Origin of the sequence: Gracilibacillus timonensis (assembly GCF_900086715.1) — a bacterium.
Taxonomy (GTDB): domain Bacteria; phylum Bacillota; class Bacilli; order Bacillales; family Amphibacillaceae; genus Gracilibacillus; species Gracilibacillus timonensis.
Map to the genome: position 1 here is coordinate 710,243 of NZ_FLKH01000011.1, position 17,637 is coordinate 727,879.

The window sequence follows — 17,637 nt, forward strand, 5'->3', positions numbered from 1 at the left end:
CTCAATTTTTAAAATATTTTAATTGCCTCCCTTAATACCCAATAAAATATTCACTCGCTGTCATCGCTCTTTGGCTGGTCATCATCACATTCTGCAGCTCGTTTGAATAACAACTCACGCTCACGGGCATTTCCCGTGAGTGTTGCCGCACGTTGGAATTCATCGTGTGCTTCGATTAAACGGCCAAGTTTAAAGAGAATATCGCCTCGCACGCTCGGTAGCAGATGATAATCCTTCAATGATGGTTCTGACTTCAATCCATCAACGATTTCAAGACCAACTTCTGGACCGAACGCCCTGGAAAGCGCAACCGCGCGATTCAACTCCACAACAGGTGATGGAGCCACTTGAGAGAGGGCATCATAAAGGGCAGATATTCGTACCCAGTCTGTCTCTGATGCGGAAGAGGATGTTGCGTGACACGCAGCAATCTTCGCCTGCAGTGAATACGGACCCAGTGTTTCGTCAAGACGCTCAGCGCGCTCAATCGCAGCAAGTCCCCGCCGGATAAGAAGTTGATCCCAAAGCGCTCGGTTTTGATCCCTAAGAAGTATAGGCTCTCCGGAAGGGCTGATCCGCGCCTTAAGTCGTGACGATTGAATTTCCATAAGCGCCGCAAGACCGTGGGTCTCCGACGCTCCAGGAGCGAGTTCTGCCAATACCCGACCGAGGCGCAATGCCTCCTCACATAATCTGGGACGTATCCAGTCCTCTCCGGAAGACGCGGCATACCCCTCGTTGAACATGAAGTAGACGACTTCCAGCACCGAAGAGAGTCGTGCCGGGAGCTCAGCACTTTCTGGGGATTCGAATGGGACATGCGCCTCTCTAAGCGTTCGTTTGGCCCGGACAATACGCTGTGCGATGGTCGGCTCGGGGACGAGAAAAGCACTCGCAATTTCCTTTGTCGTCAGCCCTCCGAGCAAACGCAGCGTGAGTGCAACGCGCGCTTTCTGAGAAAGAATTGGATGACACGTGGTAAAAATAAGGCGGAGAAGATCATCGTTGACATCATTGTCAATGGCAGCATCGAAGTCAGGTTCATGATAGGAATCAACTTCACGGCCAAGCTGTTCATACTTATTCCGTCGCGTCCTATTTCTACGAAGCTGATCGATTGCACGACGTTTTGAGGTCTTCATCAACCATGCGCCAGGATTTTCCGGTATCCCTGATTCCGGCCAGCTTTTAAGCGCAATGACTAGCGCATCCTGTGCAAGATCCTCAGCCATCCCGACATCACCAACGATCCGCGCCAATCCTGCAATGATTTTAGCAGATTCAATTCTCCAGATGGCATCGATCGTACGATGGGGGTCATGGGTTGTCACGGTTTCTCTCGTCCCTCCACAGCTTCGCGCAGTTCAGCATCCTTTGCCAATGTCTCCTGATCCTGTGTGAGCTCCGGCGCCTCGAAGATTTGACGAAGTTCGATTTCTCCTTCTCCGTAACCATGTGGGTCCGGCATGCGAAGCGCCCATTCGAGAGCTTCTTCTTTGGATTTCACCTCGATGATGTGGAATCCAGCGATCAGTTCTTTCGCCTCCGTGAAAGGACCATCCGTCACTTGCGGTTTCTTCCCGGAATCAGGATAAGAGATGCGAATACCTTCCGTGCTTGGGTGGAGCCCATCCCCGGCCACAAGTACCCCTGCATTCACCAGTTCTTCGTTATACTTCATCATTGCGTTAACAAGAGCTTGGCTAGGCATTACTCCTGCCTCGGAATCTTTAGTGGCTTTGACAATCATCATGAATCGCATTTGTTATTCCTCCCAAATTTAATATTTGGAGACGGGTTTCCTAGGTTATTTTGCCTTTTTTCCCGCCTCTATTTAGACAACGAATGGGACACGACAAAATCGACACATCAGATAAATTTTTTTAAATGAAATCTTATTCCACAAAATAGCCCGATTGTTGAAAATCGATCTCGTAAATTATACTTCATAAGTTTATTTTAACACATACCCATAGCGAAAGTTCACACTAATCCGAACGCTATATTAGATCTGAGATATACAATAACGCTAAAATAGCTTGCCATGTAATTTTTGAACTTGATCTTTTAATTGTTCATTCTTTTCTTCTAGTTCCTTTATATTAATGAGCAATTGGATTGGTATGAATGATTTAGTTATTTTTATTTCTTCTAGTGGAAACACCAATACATTGGTTAAGGCAGCGGATAAATTTTCGTATTTAAATGTAAAGAGTGTTGCAATAACAAATAACCCGGGTAGTCCATTATTTGACTTAGTAGACATCGGTATAAGTACTACTGTACAAAAAGCCTCTTGTGAAGGATATGATGTATCCGCACGGTCTACATTAGTGATTTTATTTGAAATTCAAGATGAAGCAATAAAGAGTCCAGAGCTTAGACTTCAAAAACATTCCTTTAGACTTAGATTCAATCCAACTATCGTTATAGCCCACATTGTTGTAGAAGAATTTTTATTGGAAAGTTCGGTTGAGTTACGGTGCTCTTTTTTTATGATATATTCTATCGTTAGATTCTTTATTAGTTATAAAACATGAGGAAACAACCAAAGCCATTACTACACACTTTGGTTGTTTTTATAGTTTTTAAAGCCACACTACTGAAGCTACTCACAAATAGTCTACCATCCATACTACTCAAACATCAAAGAAGGCAGCCACAGTGACAACTGAGGGAAGAAGGTCACAATCAGCAGCACGATAATAGATACCAAAATATAAGGTATAACCTTCATAACGATTTCCTGTAGTGGAATATCACCAACATTCGAGGCGACAAATAGATTCACACCAACAGGGGGAGTAAATTGGCCAATTGCTAGATTGATGGTGATGAATACACCAAAATGGATCGGATCAATGTTCATTTCTGCAATAACCGGAAACATGACGGGAGTCAGGATGTAGTAAGCAGAAATAGTGTCTAAGAAAAACCCTGCGATTAAAAAGATCAGGTTAAATAAAAGTAGCATGAGAATAACATTCGAACTTATCGATGTAATGAATGCAGCCATGTCAGCGGCTAATAAGGAAGTGGTTAGTAACCACGTAAAAATTGTAGCACTAGCTACTATATACATGACGGTTGCTGTTGTTACGGATGAATCGACTAATACATCGAATAGTTTTTTGAAAGAAAGTTCCTTATAAATGAAAATTCCAACAATTAAAGCATAAACAACCGCAACTCCTGCCGCTTCTGTTGGGGTAAAAATACCACTGTAAATACCACCTAATATAATGACTGGTGCTAATAATCCCCAGAACGCATCGGTAAATGCTTTGAATTTTTCTTTGGCCGAGTAGGCCCTTGGAACTTCGATATTATCATTTTTTCTGATAAAGAAATAACTACAAATAATAAACGCAATACCTAAAAGCAATCCTGGAATAATCCCCGCTAAGAAAATCTCAGACACGGAGACGGATGCCAATGAGGAATAAACAATAAAGGCGACAGAAGGCGGGATAATAATGCCGATACTACTCGTAGAACTTAACAATCCCCCTACCATCCCTCTGTCATATCCTTGTGCTAACATAGCTGGTATGAGAATAGTACCGAGGGCAGCCACTGTTGCTGGACCAGAACCTGATATAGCAGCAAAGACTAATGCTACCACAATGACTGTGTAAGCAAGCCCGCCTCGCATACCGCCTAATACGGTTTGAGCAAAATAGATAAGTCTTCGAGTAATACCTACTTTCTCCATTAACAGTCCTGCTAGTATGAAAAAAGGAATAGCAAGGAGTGAATACTTAGTAATTGCCGAATAAACCGTTGGGGCGAGAATATCAAACGATACCCCGCTGTATATAAGACCTAATAGCGATGCTGCTCCTAAGGAAACGGCGATCGGTACATTTAAAAAGATTAACAAGAAGAAAGAGCCTAGTAAAATAATCGCTAATATCATTTCTGCCTCACTTCCTTAACCTCAGAAATTTGTCCTACGGTTGATTGAATCAAACGAACAAGAATGAATAGGGAGCCGATAGGAATAGAAACTCCGGCAATCCACTCCGGCATTTGAAGAACAGCTGTCTTTTGTGAAAATAGAATTTGTTGTGCGATCATTTGATACCCACTAATCACCAATGACATGATAAAAACAAACGTAACGATGCCAGAGAAAACAATCAAGATTTTTTTATAGAAGACAGAAAGAACATCGAAGACAATCGGCAGACTGATATGTTTCACTTGTTTATAGCCTATTGCCACGCCTAACAATACCACCCACACAAACAATATCATCAGCAGCTCTCCTGAAAAGGATAGGGAGGAGTGGAATAAAGATCTTAAAAATACGTCAGCAAAGTTGATGATTACCATTGATAACAGACAGATGGCAAGTAAATATTCTTCTATATGATTTAAGAATTTCATGTCAGTTTGCATCCCTTCTTAGAAAATAGTCGGTCTAGTTAGAAGCGGTTGGATGACTTTATTCAATCTGGATAGTTAAAAGCGTCACGTAATTCCGCACTAAAATCGTTCCTGTACATATCATAAATCGGGAGTGCCGAATCTTTAAAAGCTGCTATTTCTTCCTCGGAGGCTTCATATACATCCAGTTCATTTTTTAGTTCTTCTAAGGCCTCAACATTAGCTTCTGCTGAATAATCCGTTATATATTCAGTAGCTTCTCTCCCTGCCTCTAGAAATATTTGTTTATCTTCTTCTGGTAATTGATCATAAAAATCATTACTGAAAGATAAGAAGAAAAAATCAATACTATAATTATTGACGGACATGTAGTCAAGAATCTCGTAAAAACTACCTGTTAAAACGACCTCTTCTACCGCCTCCATCCCATCAATCGCGCCTTGTTGAATCCCTGCAAATGCTTCGGTAAAGTCCATGTCAAGGGCGTTGGCTCCATAGTGGTTATATATATCAAAATAGACAGGGGTGTTGGGTATTCGCATATCCAAATTTTCCAAATCTTCAGGGGTTTCTATTTGGTGTTCATTATTAAGCATTTGTCTAAAACCAGTGATGCCGATGCTTGCAGGTGTGACACCATTGCCTTCTAAAATATCTAATAACATTTCTCCGCCTTTGCCATCAATGGTTTCCTGCGCTTCTTCCCATGACGTTAACAACCAAGGCATAGCCGTAATATTCAATTGTTCATCAAAGCTAGACCAAACTAAAGAGGAAGTAATATCCACGTCATAACTACCTTGCCGTAGCATTTCAATGGCCTTTCGTTGATTACCAGAAGCTATCTGGCCACTAGGAAAAATATTAACTTCATATTTGCCATCTGTTTCTTCTTCAACAATCTCAGCAAAATGTTCTGCTCCTTCTTGCCAAGGCGAATTGATAGATAGTGTATGACCAAATTGTACTTCGATAGGTTCTGCTGTTTCTTCTTCAGCACTACTTCCCATACCACATCCAGTAATGAGTATAACTAGGACAACCATACCTATCATCTGCTTGATTATTGGTGCCATCCTTCTCTTAGCTCCTTTCGCAATCTAAGGTGGGAGTTCAACATCGTTTTTATTTTGATACAATCGCACCGTTGTTCCTTAGTTCGTTTCTTAGTCTATCAACGTCCACCTCTTTCAATGGAATATTATTTTTGATAGCTAATGAGGCAGCGGTACCTGCAGCTTCTCCAATAGCCAGGCAGGTTGACATGGCTCTAATCAGACCAAAAGGGTAGGGTTCTACCGAAATGCAGCGACCACTAGCTAACAGTCCCTCAATATTTCGTGACACGAGGCAGCCGTATGGTATGCCGACCGCATGTTTAGAAGGCATAAACTTTATCGATTTTCCAGAGTGAATATCAATATTATAACCAGCAAGTGCAATAGAATCTTCCGGAATGGATAGTTCATCTATATTCGCTTGTGTCATCGTTTTTATTCCAGTAATTCTCCTGCTTTCTCGTGCGTATACGCCGTTTGCTGTGTTAGCCAAGAAGGCGTCTTTAAAACCTGGACAATATTTTTGGAAGAATTTCAACAGCGTCAATACTTGTTTATGTCCTTCGATTTCTGCTAGATTTAAACTCTCTGGATCTGTCGGATCAATATCATTGATTCTTGTTGCATTTACCACCACTTCGTTTTTATTCGGCTGTTTTGCCAGAATGATGCGATCTCTTGGAATATCGAAATCACCATTTCTTTTGGCTTCTTCTATCAATTCTCCGAAACCTGTAAAATAAAAAGAGGCGGCTTCTGTAAAATCCTCAATGGAATATTGCATGCCACTGCCATACGTATCTGGCGTTTTAAATGTATCAGGGTTTGCTTGGATATAATCTAGCATTTCATCTAAATCTACATTTCCTATACTAAAAACCAAAGAAACGGGTTGAATATGGTTAGACTGTTTACTCCCCACACTATATTCAGCTCCTGCTAGATAGGCTGCCATTCCATCCCCTGTTGCATCAATCAACGCCTTGCAATCCACATCATATGTCCAGCCTCTTGAATGAAGTTGTACGCTTGATACTTTTCCATTATCCACTCTAACCTCTTGAAGTTCTGTGGAGAGAAATAGTTCGATCCCTTCGTTTTTGCACATTTCTCCTACGACATTCCGGAATAAGAAGGGGTTAACGGGTGTAATCGAATTATGCAATGGACAAGGAATGTGCCCACCTAAACTACCGCCTATTTTCTCAAGTTCCTGGATAATCTCGTCTCCTATCCCTCCTACAACTTGTGTGCCTTCTCTGTCGTAAAAGGCTAGTAAAGGTAGTCCCGTAGAAGCCACCCCTCCAAGAAAAGGATTTCGTTCTACTAGTAAAGTACGCATGCCTTCTCGCGCAGAAGCTAGTGCTGCTGGTATGCCTCCTGGTCCTCCACCTACTACAACCACGTCATATTGTTGAAGTTTTTTTGTTTGATTCATGTTGTTGACTCCTTTCTTTTATTAGTAATCGCTTCCATGTTGTGCAGAATATGCTTCGAACCCATGACCAAAGGGATCGTTATATGGTTTCTGCTTGTGCCAATTATAGAATAGATAAAAAGTAGATAGAAATACTAAAAATCTATATAATAATAGATAGAGACTATAAGGAGGCAATTATGGACTTTAGAAAATTATCTTATTTCGTTGTACTGGCTGAAGTAGGGAACTTTACAAAAGCAGCAAATCAATTAAGAATTTCACAACCTTCTTTAACCAACGCGATTCAAATGCTGGAAGAAGAAATTGGCTTCAAGGTGTTTGAAAGAACGAAACGCAGTATTATATTGACGGATTCTGGATTGCGATTGTATAAATCAGCAAAGAACTTATTGAACCAACATGAAGCACTAATAAAAGAAGTTCCTGATTTCCATTCCCATGGAACCGGTCAAATTCAAATAGGGATGATAGAATCGGTGAAATATTGGATTCCTACTATGATTAGTAAACATCTGCAAGAGTATCCAGAGCAAACGTATCGTCTTCACGAAATTCTCATTCCTGAACAAATCATTGAATCATTAGAAAATTTTGAAACACATTTTTGCATTTCTAGTTATCAACCGAATCTTGATTTTATCCAGAGTGATTTTCTGTACCAAGAGGAGTGGGTACTTGTCACCAATCAACCACGTGATGATTATCCAATTGATCTGGAGACTCTTGGCAAGCTCCCCTTAATTTTAACTCCTCCTGGGCATCAAACAGATCATGAAATTTTGGATACGTTTGCGAAAGTAGCGATACAACCTAACGTCAAATTTGAAGTAGAACACTTTCAAACGGCCCTTTCATTGGTAGATAAAGGACTTGGCATGACCATTGTACCGAAGAATTACATTTCATTTTCCCCATTTAGGAGAGAACTTCATGCATATCCGCTTAGCAAACCATCTCCTAAAAGAAATATTTACCTGCTTTATAATAATTCCCGATACTTACCAGAGTCAGCCAAAGAATTGATTAATATTTGTAAAAGTTTGTTGAAGTAGCTCCATAAAAACAGGAAGGTGTTGATACCCATGCAAAAACAAGCGTTACCCTTTACACAAGTAAAAATAACCGATCCTTTTTGGCAGCCCAGACTACAGACCTTTAAGGATATTACCTTACAGGCTTGTATAGAAAAGTGTGAAAGTACAGGCAGAATAGCTAATTTTTCAAAAGCTGCTGGTCATGAGAGTGGGGAATTTGAGGGGATCTTTTTTAATGATTCGGATGTATATAAGGTGTTAGAAGGTGCGTCTTATTCCTTAATGAATCATCCCGATGAACAGCTTGAACAGAAAGTAGACCAAATAGTGGATGAAATCGCCGCAGCGCAGCAAGAAGATGGTTACTTATTATGCTATTTCATTTTAAATCATCAAGACCAGCGCTGGACGGATATGGATAAGCATGAAATGTATTGTGGTGGACATCTCATAGAGGCGGCGGTTGCTTACTACCAAGCAACAGGAAAAAGTAAACTGTTAGATGTGGCGTGTAAATTAGCGGATCATTATGATCACACGTTTGGTCCAGGGAAACGGAATTGGGTACCAGGCCATCCAGAGATTGAGTTGGCGCTAGTGAGACTGTATCAATTAACAGAAGAAGACCGATATTGGAAGTTAGCATACTGGCTATTGGAACAAAGAGGGCATGGTTACGGAGAAGGTGCTATTTGGGATCGGGAAGATTGGGGACCGGCTTATTGTCAGGATGATAAGCCAGTGCGGGAAATAACAGAGGTCAAGGGACATGCGGTAAGGGCTATGTACTTATACACCGCTATGGCCGATGTGGCAAAAGTAACGAAAGATTCGGATTATTTACGCAGTATGGATGCTGTATGGCATAGTATTGTCGATCGGAACATGTATATTACAGGTGGAATTGGACCATCTCGGCATAATGAAGGTTTTACGGAAGATTATGACTTACCAAATGAAAGCGCTTATTGCGAAACGTGTGCGTCTGTTGGGATGGTATTTTGGAATCACCGCATGCATTTATTACACGGTGATAGTATATATATAGATGTGCTGGAAAGAGCGATGTATAACGGAGCACTAGCTGGCTATTCTTTGTCGGGGGATACATTTTTCTATGAAAATCCACTAGAATCAGATGGCAGTCATCATCGTGTGGCATGGTTTGATACCTCTTGTTGTCCAACGCAAATATCTCGGTTTATTCCTTCAATCGGTCAGTATGTTTATACATACGCAGAGAAGGAGGTTTGGGTGAATCTATTTATGGAAAGTAAAAGCACCATTCCATTACCAGAAGGATCCCTCCGTTTACATCAGAAAACGAGTTATCCATGGGATGAAAAAGTGGAAATTAGTATAGAAACACAACAACCATGTGACATAAGCCTAAATATCCGTGTTCCGGGCTGGTGTAGGACCTTGAAGTTATTTTACAATGATCAGCTAGTGGATGATTATGTCATGGAGAAAGGCTATATTTCATTAAATCGTCATTGGCAGAACGGAGATAAGCTAACGATCTATTTTGATATGCCTGTAGAAACAATGAAGGCACATCCTTTAGTGAAAGAGAATGTTGGAAAAATAGCACTCCAGAGAGGACCGTTGGTATATTGCGTAGAACAGACGGATAATCAGCTGCCTGTCGAGAACATCGCCGTTCAGGAAGATACTAGTTACGTACTAGAGGATAAGTTGGAATGGTTAAATGGGGGCGTTTTGTTGAAGGGGATAAATAAGAATTCAGGAGTATCCTTCAGCGCTATTCCTTATTATGCTTGGGATAACCGAGAGGCGGGTTCTATGAAGGTTTGGTTGCCTTGTGTGGAAGGGGAGAAGTTGTATGGGAGGTAGTGGTGAAGCGAAGAGTAAAATGAGTTTTAGGGATCGAGAATCTATCTACAGCTTGGATTAAAGTGACATTTTATTATATGTAATGGAAAACTTTTTAAAAGAAATAGCTAACACTTCTATGTCTCACAAGAACAGTTTAGTGAAGTGTTGGTTTTATATACTTTTTGAGTATTAGATACAAAAATCGGTCAATCATTTATTATGGATGATGGACCGAAATAGCATGTGCATTATATGTGAAAGAAATTGTAGGGGCCAAATAAGAAATAGTCTTACTTTGCCTTCAAGTAAGTTTTCCCGTCAAGCTGTTCTACTTTCTTCTCTTTCATCAGTTTACCAAGAGCACGTTTGAATGCTGCTTTACTGATGTGAAATGTGTCACGGATATCTTCAGGGTCACTTTTGTCGGAAAACGGAATCACGCCATCGCTTTTCTCTAGTCGCGCCAATATCATATCGGCATCTTCACCCATGCTGTATTTTTTTAATGGTCGGAGAGATACATTTACTGTGCCATCAGGTTTCACTTCAATAACACGGCCTTGCACTCGTTCACCTAAACGTGGCTCTTCTTTTCGTTCCGTGTGATGGATGAATCCACGGTATCCCTCATCCGTTATACATGCAGCACCTTCTCTATCTGTGCGATAGATGCGGCCATGGATGGTCGCATTCAATAGGTCATCGGGTGCTAACTCAAATATTCTTGAGAGAATGCTTTCTGTTGCAGGGAGGGCAAGAAGGCGTCCTTTCCGGTCTTTGCCTAATGAAACGTAAAGTTTATCACCAATGATGGGCCAGACGTTTTCGAACAATGGCAAATCATCTTTTGATACAAGGATTTCTTTTGCAATACCAATGTTCACAAATACACCTAGGTGTGGCAGGACTTCTACTACTTCAGCCCAGCCATACCTATCGATTTGAATCGTTGGTAATTGTGTCGTTGCCACGGTCTGTCCTTTTTTATCCTGATAAAGAAAAACATCAACAGATTGTTCAGCCTCAAGTTCTGCGTCCGTTTCATTATGGTGCAGGAGGATGTCGTTTTCTAAAACATAACCAGTATCGATTTGTCGTAGTACCTCTAGTGTTTGGATGGTACCTATGTGCTCATTCATAGTAAGACCTTCTTTCATATGTATTGGAAAAGGGGTACTCTTGCGATAAGAGTACCCCTTTGATTGATAAAGCAACACATAAGATTTATGATTTTATTTATATCCCGAATCATTCGGGTGGGAAATTTTATTAATAGAATTTCACTTTACCGCGGTAATTATCCCACTGGGATTTTCTAACTTAAGCAACGTAAGCCCTACCTGCTCTTACGTCCTTGCGACCCCTTAGTCGCGCCAGTGTGAATAAGTATTTTCAAAAATATGAGTAGAATACCAGCTACACTTATTTGTTACTTTAGTTTGTTAACTTTGTTATCATCTCATATATGGAGAGGGATGTCAAGGAGGAGTTCCTTTGGGTACACATAAATGATATAGAAGTTGCTCTATTTACCAAAGTCGTTACTTTTTTATTTAAAACTATTCTGTATAAATTAGGATGGATATTAGTGGAGTAGAACGTGTTAATTAAATAAGACTGAGCGATATAAGTCTCCATCATACCAGTAAATAACCCAGGTAAGTTAATGCCAGCTATAATGTCTCTTTCTTTATCTAACTTATTCTTGATCGGCGTAGTTATTTTAAAAGGAGATAACCTAATAAATGTATTGCTTGTATTTGCAGTTTGAAGTGGCTGATGGTAAGTTTTCTAGAAAATAATCGAACCCGTCTCACTTCCAACTAGTTCTGAATTTTAAGGGTGTCATCCCCACCCTTTTTTTAAATAAGTTTATAAAATGCGTCACATTATCTATTCCGATTTCATAGGCGATTTCATTTATTGATAAATTAGTGTATTTTAATAAATCCTTTGCTTTGCCGATTCTTGTTTCAATTAAATACTCAATAGGTGAAATGCCTACAGAATTTTTAAACGTTTTTGCAATTTGATATTTGTTTAGTCTAAATTCTTTAGAAAGATCATCAAGTGTAATTTTATTTTTGTAATTTTTCTCAAAATAGGACTGAATATCGAAAATATAAGCAGGTATCTTGGTTTCATCATTATATTTTAATCGCATTTTCTCTACTAATAATAATGTGAGAAGATTAATAATTTCTCTTGCTATTATTATTTCTAAAGTTCTAGTTTTATTATTTTGTAAATTTAACATTGTCTGAATAATGTTTTTTGCTGTATCATCTCTTACTTTAAAACAGATATTCTTATCTTGTGAAAAGTCTGAATAATAATTTTTAATCTGCTTCCCATTGATATGCACCCAATAGAACTGCCATAGTTCTTTACTGGTTTGATAGTATTGATGATTTTTACAATCAATAAAACATAATGAATGCTGGTCTAAAATGTATTCTTGGTTTTGATATAATAGCTTCCCTTCCCCTTGTAACGTAAAAATAATCAAATAAGATTCGAGGTTATGTCTCTCCGTGTAATAAGAAGAATAGGCTTTAAAATGACCAATTTCTTGTATATATAAATAAGAATCAATTGTATGTTTAGATGGATTTAATGTTAATCTTATCGAATCCTCGGTCCAATCAAATGAACCATCATCTATCCAGGCGACCAAAGTAATTCCTCCCTATTTGTTATTTTTAATTAAAATCAATTATACCAATATACTATTATTTTTTCACAATATAAATCGATGATGTTAAAAATGTAATCGTGTACAATTTTGATATATCGAACGAATAGGAGGATGATGATGTCTGAAATAAGTGCATTAAGAAAATATGATAAACCAAAGATTGGACTTTATTCCACTGGTTTGAATGCATATTGGGATCAGTTCCCCGGTTTGAAAGAAAGACTAATAAGTTATGGTGAATTTATTGCCAACAGAATGAGTGAGTGGGGGGAAATCTTTCATTTTGGATTAATAGATTCAGAAGAGAAAGGGAGGGAAGCTGGCACTTACTTTAACAAACATAATGTGGATGTGATTTTTATTCATGCGGCAACTTATGCGACTAGTTCTGTCGTATTGCCAGTTCATCAGCGCTCACATGCAACCATAATTATCTTGAATCTTCAGCCTGCTGATCAATTAAATTACGATGAAACCAATACAGGAGAATGGTTAGCACATTGCGGAGCTTGCCCTATCCCTGAATTTTCCAATGTGTTTAATCGAGCGGGCTTGGAATATAAAGTAATTAGCGGTTTGCTGGGTCTTGATCGATCGCCGGAGATCTCAATGACGAATGAAGTAACCAATCATCACCAGCAGGCTATTCGAGCGTGGAAAGAAATCAAAGAATGGATTCAAGCTGCACATGTAAAGGATGTGTTGAGCAATGCTAAATTTGGATTTTTAGGAAATACCTATAATGGAATGCTAGACTTGTATAGTGACTTTACGATGATACAGGCGCAAACAGGTATACAAGTAGATATTCTAGAGATGTGCGACTTAAACGAAAGAATGTTGACGATAACGGATAAAGAAATGCAATATAAAGAAAAGCAAGTTTTGGACATGTTTTCAATTAGTGAAGACTCTCCTTCAGAGAAGCTGGCAAGGAAACCAACTGAAGAGGATTTAAATTGGTCTTATCATGTAGCAGCAGCCCAAGAAAAATTGGTGAAAGATAGAGGATTAGATGGATTAACCTATTACTATCACGGTACTCCTGACAGTGAATATGAAAAGTTGCAAAGTGGATTTATTTTAGGGAATTCTTTACTTACTGCTCAGAGTGTTCCTGCTGCGGGAGAGGGTGATTTAAAGACAAACGTTGCGATGAAAATTTGTGACATCCTTGGGGTAGGTGGAAGTTTTTGCGAGATAGTGACTACAGATTACGTAAATGACACCATTTTATTAGGACATGATGGTCCTTTTCATTTAGAAATATCAAATGGTAAACCTATTTTAAGAGGTCTAGGTCTTTATCATGGAAAACAAGGAAGTGGTGTTTCTGTAGAGGCCAAGGTTAAAACTGGACCAATTACCACACTGGGTCTGACTCAGACCGTTGAAGGTCGATTAAAGTTAATTATTAGTGAAGGAGAAGCCACCGATGGTGAGACAATGAAAATAGGAAATACCCAGACACAAGTGAAATTTGGTATGGCTCCAGACACGTATTATGAGAAATGGTTTGAAGAAGCTCCGATACATCACTGTGCAATGTCAATTGGAAAAAATGCTGATTTATTTAAAAAAGTAGGTCTTATATTGGGGATTCCAACAGTTAAGATTTAAAACGTTGGGAGAGAAAATTTAATAATATATATGACAGCGCTTGCAAAATATTAAAGAAGAAAATATATGACATATTCAAGTGTTTAATAAAGTAGGGAGTGCTTTTTCTATGTTAATAAAAGAGGAATAGTATTATCTGAAAAAGCATAAGAAGTCCATGTGTATAAAGCTCGGTTAGACTCATTATGGTATACAAGGAGGACTTACAATGGAAAAGAAAATATTTGCTGCCAAGAATGTAACTGGTTGGAAAGCTACTGTCGCTATTGCAATGGCAAATTATATTGAAGCTGGTTCCATTATAGCCGCTGCCAGTAGTTTAACAATGTGGCAAGCGTATTTAGGATTTGATAATATCGGGGTAGGATTACTTAGTGCTCTTAGTGCAAATGCTCTTGGTGCAGCAATTGGTGCACTAATTGGAGGACCATTAACCGATAAATTTGGGAGAAGAGTAATATTCAGTTATGATTTAATGGTCTATATGTTTGGTGTGCTTTTAATTGCTGCTTCCATTAATTTTCCGATGCTTTTAATAGGTACTATTATAACAGGTATAGCAGTTGGAGCTGGTGTGCCAGTTTCATGGACTTATATAGCGGAAGAATCCCCTACACACAAGCGCGCCGCCCATGTTGGTACGACGCAACTTGCATGGTCAATTGGACCAATGATTACCTTTACGTTGGCAGTAATATTAGCTCCTTTAGAATTGTTGGGATCACGACTGATTTTTGTTCATTTATTCATTATTGCAGGTATAGCACTGTATATTCGTCGAGGCTTAAGGGAATCGAAACTATGGGAACAACAAAAAACGGAAGAAAAGGCTGAAAAATTAAGAGGAGTAATGCGAAAAAATTCAATTAAGGAACTTTTTACTCTAAAGCCAAATCGTCAAGCTTTATTTTTGACTTTAGGAATTTATCTTTTCTGGAGTTTAACAGCAGGAGCTATGGGGTATTTTATGCCTTATATTTATGAGAATATTGGTGGTTTAAGCACTATGCAGGCAAATTTACTTCAAGCGTTTCTTTGGATGTTTACTGTTTTAACCACATACTTTATTTTTATGAAGTTGGGAGATAAATATAGTAGAAAACTAATATTTAGTATTGGAGCGGTAGCTGGCATTATTGCGTGGATTGTATTAACATTCATGCCAATGACATGGCCGACACTCATTATTTTTGTTGTTTTATGGGGGGCGGCAGCGGGGATTGGAGCTCAGGCTTTCTATGCACTATGGACGAGTGAACTATTTCCTACCCGTTACCGAGCAACTGCACAAGGATTGATGTTCTTTATTGTTCGAGCAAGTATCGCTATTTGGTCTTTTGTTTTGCCTACTATAATGGCAACTTTAGGTTTTAAAATCGCTGGTATCGTGATGACTACTGTGCTCATTATCCATGCCATAATAGGTATAATGATGGCGCCTAATACACGTGGGAGGTCTCTAAATGAGATTGAAGAAGAACGTTATGGAGCTGTAGTTCTTAAGGATACGGGATCACAATCATAATAAATCATCCGCGAGTATTAGGTAGATTTATTTGAATAATGGATGATGAACGTATGTTGGTGGGAGAGGCCGAACAATATTATTGATTTGTATTTGGAATCGTAGCATTCTTTACAGTCGGATTTAAAATAGAACAAGTCTAAAAAGAATGACATTTGGTTGCGGAAGTGGCGGTGTCATTCTTTTTAGTATTGGAGATTAGGAACTTAGACGACTCTCTCTTGAATGATTCTGCTAGTCTTTCATGCTTATTATTTATTCCATGGGAAATACACAAGGGATTTTTAAGTTTAATCTAAAACGATGTCATATTATGTAACAATCGAAGTTTGTATCTATAGGCTTCTATTAACAGCTATTCATTTATTGTGGAACATGTTCTTTTAGGATACTAAAATATGCATTCAGCTATCCGTCAAAATCACTTCCACATTCTCTTCCTTACAAGTGTTCAAGAATTCCTCGTCTATATCATTATTAGTAATCACCGTATCGATTTCACTTACATGACATAACTCTAAGAAATCTGGCTCGCCTACTTTGGAGCTATCTACTAATACAATCACTTTTTTAGCTTTTTTAATTACGGATTTTTTAATCATTAGTTCATCAACGCTAGAGGTAGTTAGAATGCCATTAGGTGTTATTTTGGGGACGCCGATAAAGGCAACGTCAAAATTCATTGAGTTGATCATTAATTCGGCAAAATGCCCTTTACTTGTACCAGTCTCTTTTTCTAAGTCACCACCAATAAACACGACTTGCAAGTTTGGTCGGTTGTTTAATTCAACAGCTGTGGATAATGTACCAGTAACAATTAATAGTCTTTTTTCGTTTGGGATGGAATGGGCAAGGCAATAACCAGTAGTACTGGAATCAATGAATATTTTATTTCCATCACTAATAAAAGAGAGTCCGGCTTCGGCAATTTTTTCTTTTTTTTCTCGATTCATTAATATTCTTAATTCATAGGGGCGTTCAGCGAGTATTTTATCCGAGTGTATGATGGCTCCTCCATGTGACCTGATAGCGATTTGTTTAGTGGCTAATTCGTCTAAATCCCTTCGGACTGTCATTTCTGTCACATTAAACATTCTTGATAAATTGCTTACTTCCACTCTTCCTTTTTCATGTAATATTCTTTCTATTTCTTTTAATCTCTCTTCTCGTAACATTAAGATTCCTCCCAGAATACTCGATCTTATTATCATTATAGCTATTAATAAAGATATTCACAACAATTATGTTTTAAATTGTTCGTTTATGTTTATTTAAAAAATAATATATTGACATAAACGAAAATATACTTTACTATAATGAATAATAAATAGTATAAAGCTTCAAAAAAAGGAGGTTGATTGTATATGTCTTTAAAATGGCTTTATTAGTTTTTTGTGCATAGAGGTAACGTTTATGAATGAAGAAGATGAAAAAGCAAACGGTTATTGCATATTAAGTAAGCGTTTTATTCCTTGAGCTAATTAAAAGAAATTATTATTTATAAGGAGTGGCATATATGTCTAATTATTCAATGGTGAAAGATATTAATTCTGCTGAATTTGAAAGATTCGGAAAGGTCATTGAGATTCCAAACACACCCCCACCCAAAACAGGGGATGGTTGGGATTGTTGGAATTACATTGCGATGTTGGATGTTTCAGAACCTATCGGAATGGGATTAGTTAATACCAAAGAACGGGAACTGTTAGTAGATTCCATGGAACGTCATGTCAGCAGGGAAGAGTTATTAATTGCTTTAGATAATGAAATAATACAACCTGTAGCTATTTGTCAGGATATAAATGATCCAGATGAAGAGCCTGATGTCGCGACCGTTCAATGTTTTCGGATTAAACCTGGACAAGGCATAGTCATTAATAAAGGAGTTTGGCATAGTCCTGCTTATCCAGCCAATAAAGATTGTACGTATCTATTTGCGATTGAAAAGAAACCAGATAAATTTGGGGATGAAATGGTGAATCCTTGGGTTCCTTTTATGGATGGAAAGACGGTAGAAATGAAATTTTAAC

16 protein-coding genes are annotated in these 17,637 nt (G+C 38.6%); 6 read left to right on the forward strand and 10 right to left on the reverse strand.

Annotated elements, in window-relative coordinates:
- Positions 1-50 precede the first annotated feature (50 nt).
- From BN6556_RS10675 to BN6556_RS22515, 3 genes are all read right to left on the reverse strand, one after another.
- Positions 51-1,331: an RNA polymerase sigma factor gene (locus BN6556_RS10675; protein WP_066190865.1), complete on the reverse strand. Its 1,281-nt coding sequence runs from the start codon at positions 1,329-1,331 to the stop codon at positions 51-53.
- Complete coding sequence (locus BN6556_RS10680; protein ID WP_066190868.1) at positions 1,328-1,762, reverse strand: YciI family protein; 435 nt, start codon at positions 1,760-1,762, stop codon at positions 1,328-1,330. The genes BN6556_RS10675 and BN6556_RS10680 overlap by 4 nt, the downstream gene beginning before the upstream one ends.
- 267 nt (positions 1,763-2,029) lie before the next feature.
- Positions 2,030-2,266 carry a hypothetical protein gene (locus BN6556_RS22515; RefSeq protein WP_066190873.1) on the reverse strand — a complete coding sequence of 79 codons (237 nt, stop codon included), beginning with the start codon at positions 2,264-2,266 and terminating at the stop codon, positions 2,030-2,032.
- Between BN6556_RS22515 and BN6556_RS22830 the strand changes: the two genes are divergently transcribed.
- Positions 2,172-2,540 carry a MurR/RpiR family transcriptional regulator gene (locus tag BN6556_RS22830; RefSeq protein ID WP_392388591.1) on the forward strand — a complete coding sequence of 123 codons (369 nt, stop codon included), beginning with the start codon at positions 2,172-2,174 and terminating at the stop codon, positions 2,538-2,540. The two genes, BN6556_RS22515 and BN6556_RS22830, sit on opposite strands and share 95 nt — an antisense overlap.
- Before the next feature lie 95 nt (positions 2,541-2,635).
- Here the strand turns inward: BN6556_RS22830 and BN6556_RS10690 are convergent, their stop codons facing one another.
- The 4 genes from BN6556_RS10690 to BN6556_RS10705 all read right to left on the reverse strand — a co-directional run bounded on the left by BN6556_RS10690 (position 2,636) and on the right by BN6556_RS10705 (position 6,888).
- Positions 2,636-3,919 carry a TRAP transporter large permease gene (locus tag BN6556_RS10690; RefSeq protein ID WP_066190877.1) on the reverse strand — a complete coding sequence of 428 codons (1,284 nt, stop codon included), beginning with the start codon at positions 3,917-3,919 and terminating at the stop codon, positions 2,636-2,638.
- Positions 3,916-4,392 carry a TRAP transporter small permease gene (locus tag BN6556_RS10695; RefSeq protein ID WP_161485694.1) on the reverse strand — a complete coding sequence of 159 codons (477 nt, stop codon included), beginning with the start codon at positions 4,390-4,392 and terminating at the stop codon, positions 3,916-3,918. The genes BN6556_RS10690 and BN6556_RS10695 overlap by 4 nt, the downstream gene beginning before the upstream one ends.
- 62 nt (positions 4,393-4,454) lie before the next feature.
- The gene (gene dctP, locus BN6556_RS10700; RefSeq protein ID WP_066190883.1) at positions 4,455-5,468 is read right to left on the reverse strand and encodes a TRAP transporter substrate-binding protein DctP; all 1,014 of its coding nucleotides are present in this window, start codon (positions 5,466-5,468) and stop codon (positions 4,455-4,457) included.
- A 49-nt stretch (positions 5,469-5,517) separates the two neighbouring features.
- A complete protein-coding gene (locus BN6556_RS10705) occupies positions 5,518-6,888 on the reverse strand; it encodes an FAD-dependent oxidoreductase (protein ID WP_066190887.1) in 1,371 nt (456 codons plus the stop codon).
- A 179-nt stretch (positions 6,889-7,067) separates the two neighbouring features.
- On the opposite strand from BN6556_RS10705, the gene BN6556_RS21600 reads away from it, so the two are divergent.
- Positions 7,068-7,943, forward strand: a complete 876-nt coding sequence (locus BN6556_RS21600) for a LysR family transcriptional regulator (protein WP_078060040.1) — start codon at positions 7,068-7,070, stop codon at positions 7,941-7,943.
- Positions 7,944-7,973: 30 nt separating this feature from the next.
- A complete protein-coding gene (locus tag BN6556_RS10710) occupies positions 7,974-9,782 on the forward strand; it encodes a glycoside hydrolase family 127 protein (RefSeq protein ID WP_078060041.1) in 1,809 nt (602 codons plus the stop codon).
- 272 nt (positions 9,783-10,054) lie between these two features.
- Here BN6556_RS10710 and BN6556_RS10715 read toward each other — a convergent pair whose 3' ends face one another.
- Both BN6556_RS10715 and BN6556_RS10720 read right to left on the reverse strand, forming a co-directional pair.
- The gene (locus BN6556_RS10715; RefSeq protein ID WP_066190889.1) at positions 10,055-10,903 is read right to left on the reverse strand and encodes a CvfB family protein; all 849 of its coding nucleotides are present in this window, start codon (positions 10,901-10,903) and stop codon (positions 10,055-10,057) included.
- Positions 10,904-11,577: 674 nt separating this feature from the next.
- Positions 11,578-12,441 (reverse strand): AraC family transcriptional regulator, encoded by an 864-nt coding sequence (locus tag BN6556_RS10720; RefSeq protein ID WP_066190891.1) that lies wholly within the window; start codon positions 12,439-12,441, stop codon positions 11,578-11,580.
- 138 nt (positions 12,442-12,579) lie between these two features.
- Here BN6556_RS10720 and BN6556_RS10725 point away from each other — a divergent pair, with 138 nt between their 5' ends.
- Together BN6556_RS10725 and BN6556_RS10730 are read left to right on the forward strand one after the other, a co-directional pair.
- The gene (locus tag BN6556_RS10725; RefSeq protein WP_066190894.1) at positions 12,580-14,082 is read left to right on the forward strand and encodes an L-fucose/L-arabinose isomerase family protein; all 1,503 of its coding nucleotides are present in this window, start codon (positions 12,580-12,582) and stop codon (positions 14,080-14,082) included.
- 208 nt (positions 14,083-14,290) lie between these two features.
- On the forward strand, positions 14,291-15,607 hold the full coding sequence (locus tag BN6556_RS10730) for an MFS transporter (protein ID WP_066190896.1): 1,317 nt from the start codon (positions 14,291-14,293) through the stop codon (positions 15,605-15,607).
- 404 nt (positions 15,608-16,011) lie between these two features.
- Here BN6556_RS10730 and BN6556_RS10735 read toward each other — a convergent pair whose 3' ends face one another.
- Positions 16,012-16,782, reverse strand: coding sequence for a DeoR/GlpR family DNA-binding transcription regulator (locus tag BN6556_RS10735; protein WP_066190899.1), 771 nt, complete (start codon positions 16,780-16,782; stop codon positions 16,012-16,014).
- Positions 16,783-17,123: 341 nt separating this feature from the next.
- Here BN6556_RS10735 and BN6556_RS10740 point away from each other — a divergent pair, with 341 nt between their 5' ends.
- On the forward strand, positions 17,124-17,636 hold the full coding sequence (locus BN6556_RS10740; protein WP_066190902.1) for an ureidoglycolate lyase: 513 nt from the start codon (positions 17,124-17,126) through the stop codon (positions 17,634-17,636).
- Position 17,637: the final 1 nt, after the last annotated feature.